A 3,251-nucleotide genomic window follows, 5' to 3' on the forward strand; every position below is an offset into this window, starting at 1 on the left:
CGCGGCGGTGGTCGTGGCGGGCAAGGCCGCGATCAGGAAGACCAGGCCGACGCAGGCCATCGCGGCGGCGGCCGCGCGGACCGGCATGGACAGGCTCGCCTCCGGCGAAAACAGCCGACGGACAAGGAGGATCGTGCCGACCGTGACGGCGGCCTGGATCGCGACGAGCCCGATGAGATAGGCGCCGACCACGGCGGTGTCGGCGCCGATGATCGATTCGGCCAGCGCATGGCCATGGGCGAAGCCGGCCGCCGCGAAGAGCGCGGCGAGAGCCGGCAGCGGCAGCGAGGGCTTGAGCACGCCGATGGCGCCGATGAGGACGAGGCTGCCCGCGACCAGGATCTCGCCGGCCGGCAGATCGATGCTGTTCATATGCGCGAAGGCGCCCAGCCCCATGCCGACGATCCACAGAACCGGCAGCAGCAGCGCGCCCGAGGCGTAGCGCGAAGCGACGAGGCCGACCGCGACCAGCGCGGCGAGATGGTCCAGCCCGAGAATGGGATGGCCGAGGCCCGACAGCAGCCCCTCCGTCAGCGTCGACGGCGTCTGGCCGCCCATCGGATGGTGGGCCAGCGCCGGGCTGCAGAGCAGGGCGGTGAAGGCGAGGGTCAGGCGGTTGCGCAGAGTCATGGTGGTCCGGTCTCCGTCAGAAGGCGGCCGATCTCGCGACCGGCCTCACGTTCCCAAGGACGGAGCCGCATGACTTTCGCCATGCGAACACAGCCGCCGTCGGAACACCCCGTCCGATGGGCCCATAGGAACACTGTCGACGGCAGGTCTCCTGGCTCGCGGGTCTGGTCATTCCACGCCGCCTTCCCGGGATCGCTCCCAGTGGCCGATGGCGCGAAACTCGCCGCTTACAGTTGCGGGGGCAGCCGCGGCATCACACCGCGTTCCCTTTTCACCTCCTCGCGGAGGCACCGTCGGCGACGATCATTAGCCATGTGCGCGAGGCTGTGCAATGCAGTTGGCTCGCTTCCACCCCAGCCCTCATCCTGAGGAGCCGCGAAGCGGCGTCTCGAAGGATGCTTCAGTGCGCTCTGGATGATCCTTCGAGACGCGGACTGTCGTCCGCTCCTCAGGATGAGGGCCTGTTTCTTCACGGGCTGACGTGATCGAACCGATTCCACACCTCACCCTCGTCCTCGGCGGGGCCCGCTCGGGCAAGAGCCGCCATGCCGAAGCGCTGATCGAGGCGCTGCCGGGCCCCTGGGCCTATATCGCCACCGCCGAGGCCTGGGACGACGAGATGACCGCGCGCATCGCCGAGCACCGCGCCCGCCGGTCTGCAGACTGGCTGACGGTCGACGCTCCCCTCGAACTGCCGGAGGCGATCCGCGGCCTGCCCGAGGGCCGCCCCGTGCTGGTCGATTGCCTGACGCTCTGGCTGACCAATCTGATCCTGGCCGAGCGGGACACTGCCGCCGCCGGCCGCGCCCTGATCGAGGCCTGTGCGCAGGCGACGGCGCCGATCGTGCTCGTCTCAAACGAGGTCGGGCTCGGCATCGTGCCCGACAACGCGCTGGCGCGGCGCTTCCGCGACGAGGCCGGCCGGCTGCATCAGGCGATTGCGGCGAGGGCCGGCCGCGTGGTCCTCATGGTCGCCGGCTTGCCGATGCAGGTGAAGTGAACAGGCCCGTGACGTGAGAAAGCCGATGACGAACCAGACCGACGAGGCCGCCCGCTACAAGGCGAAAATGGAGAAGCGCAAAGCGCTGCAGGACGCCGAGGTCGCCTCCAAGACGGTCGAGAAGGGACTGCTGATCGTCAACACCGGCCCCGGCAAGGGCAAGTCGACGGCCGCTTTCGGGCTGATGCTGCGCGCACTCGGCCATGGCTGGCGCGTCGGCGTGGTGCAGTTCATCAAGGGCGCCTGGGAGACCGGCGAACGCCGGGCGCTCGACGCCTTCGGCGAGCAAATTGCCTGGCACACCATGGGCGAGGGCTTCACCTGGGAGACGCAGGACAAGGCCCGCGACATCGCCGCCGCCACCCGCGCCTTCGACAAGGTCAAAGAACTGATGGCGGATGAGAGCATCCGCCTGATCGTGCTCGACGAGCTCAACATCGCGCTGCGCTACGATTACCTGCCGCTGGCCGAGGTCGTCGCCACGCTGCAGGCGCGCCGGCCCGATCTCCACATCGTCGTCACCGGCCGCAACGCCAAGCCGGAGCTGATCGAGGCCGCCGACCTCGTCACCGAAATGACGCTGGTGAAGCACCATTTCGCGGCCGGCGTGAAGGCGCAGGAGGGGATCGAGTTTTGAGGGGGCGTTCAGGCGGTGGGGATGAGGTGAAGCGCGTCGGCGCCGCCACGGACTGCTGCGGTGGCGATGTGCGCATCGAAGGTCGCCAGCTTCCCGCCTTTGGATGACGCAAGCGCCAGCAAATAGGTATCGGTCACCTCTTTTGAATGGCGCAGCCGTGAGAGATCGACGATCGCGTCGTCAAACAGACTGACCGTATCGGGCCAAAAAACGTGTCCGGGAATGGAGCGGAGTTCACTCAGAACCCGCGCGACACCGGCAGGTGATGATTGAGCCGGCGCAAACAGATAGCGCGGGTTACCAAGGATGCGCACTACGCCGTTTTCGACGATCGGACAGGTCGCCCATGACCCTTTGGCACGGGATGAAAACCAGTCATGTGCGACCGAGGAATGAACGTGCGACGGGTTGATGAGCGCGATCAGAACGTTGACGTCGAGTAGATAGGTCACGGCTCTTCATCGCGAAGCGCGTTCACCAGTTCCAACGTGACCACGACGCCGGGGCGGCTTGGCAGTTGAGGGAAGCCGTTTCTGTAGGTGATCTCCGGCTCCGCCGGCAGGGCGCGCCGCGCCAGATCGGAGATCACTTCTCCGACGGTGCGGTCCTGCTCCCGCGCCAGCTTCTCGGCGGCGCGGACGACGTCGTCGTCGATCGTCACATGCGTGCCCATGATCGCCTTCCCATCCGGCTCAAGGCCGGATTTTAGCGCAAACAATGGCCAGCCGTAAGCCAGCCTGCTCACACACGCGACAGCGTGAGCGCGATCAGCGCGCCACACCCCGCCAGTCCCCACAACAGCCCGCAAGCCTTCCGGTACAGCCGCAAGCCCCGCCGGATATCCGCCGACGTGGCCTCCGCCCGGCCATCGCCCATCCAGCCGTCCTCGACGGTGACTGCGCCATAGATGCGCGGCCCCGCCAGCCTCAGACCCAGCGCGCCCGCCATCGCCGCCTCCGGCCAGCCGGCATTGGGCGAGCGGTG

The 3,251-nt window shown here is 67.9% G+C and carries 6 protein-coding genes and 1 riboswitch; of the genes, 2 read left to right on the forward strand and 4 right to left on the reverse strand.

Going from position 1 to position 3,251, the window contains the following annotated elements:
- On the reverse strand, positions 1 to 630 hold a 630-nt coding region (locus Q8M82_RS00495; protein ID WP_305689436.1), incomplete at its 3' end, for a HupE/UreJ family protein.
- A 124-nt stretch (positions 631 to 754) separates the two neighbouring features.
- Positions 755 to 940: riboswitch (cobalamin riboswitch) on the reverse strand.
- A gap of 171 nt (positions 941 to 1,111) precedes the next feature.
- Here Q8M82_RS00495 and cobU point away from each other — a divergent pair.
- Positions 1,112 to 1,630 (forward strand): bifunctional adenosylcobinamide kinase/adenosylcobinamide-phosphate guanylyltransferase, encoded by a 519-nt coding sequence (cobU, locus tag Q8M82_RS00500; protein WP_305689437.1) that lies wholly within the window; start codon positions 1,112 to 1,114, stop codon positions 1,628 to 1,630.
- Between the two features lie 25 nt (positions 1,631 to 1,655).
- Positions 1,656 to 2,267 (forward strand): cob(I)yrinic acid a,c-diamide adenosyltransferase, encoded by a 612-nt coding sequence (gene cobO / locus Q8M82_RS00505; RefSeq protein ID WP_305689438.1) that lies wholly within the window; start codon positions 1,656 to 1,658, stop codon positions 2,265 to 2,267.
- Positions 2,268 to 2,275: 8 nt separating this feature from the next.
- Here the strand turns inward: cobO and Q8M82_RS00510 are convergent, their stop codons facing one another.
- From Q8M82_RS00510 to Q8M82_RS00520, 3 genes are all read right to left on the reverse strand, one after another.
- A complete protein-coding gene (locus tag Q8M82_RS00510) occupies positions 2,276 to 2,719 on the reverse strand; it encodes a TA system VapC family ribonuclease toxin (protein WP_305689439.1) in 444 nt (147 codons plus the stop codon).
- Positions 2,716 to 2,940, reverse strand: coding sequence for a CopG family transcriptional regulator (locus Q8M82_RS00515; RefSeq protein ID WP_054142679.1), 225 nt, complete (start codon positions 2,938 to 2,940; stop codon positions 2,716 to 2,718). The genes Q8M82_RS00510 and Q8M82_RS00515 overlap by 4 nt, the downstream gene beginning before the upstream one ends.
- Before the next feature lie 68 nt (positions 2,941 to 3,008).
- A partial coding sequence (locus Q8M82_RS00520) for a cobalamin biosynthesis protein (RefSeq protein WP_305689440.1) occupies positions 3,009 to 3,251 on the reverse strand: 243 nt, incomplete at its 5' end.

Source organism: Allobosea sp. (assembly GCF_030694325.1).
Taxonomy (GTDB): domain Bacteria; phylum Pseudomonadota; class Alphaproteobacteria; order Rhizobiales; family Beijerinckiaceae; genus Allobosea.

Excerpts from the sequence above, each read along its gene's own strand:
- cobO (WP_305689438.1), top strand. The coding sequence starts at position 1,656 with ATGACGAACCAGACCGACGAGGCCGCCCGCTACAAGGCGAAAATGGAG.
- Q8M82_RS00515 (WP_054142679.1), bottom strand. The coding sequence starts at position 2,940 with ATGGGCACGCATGTGACGATCGACGACGACGTCGTCCGCGCCGCCGAG.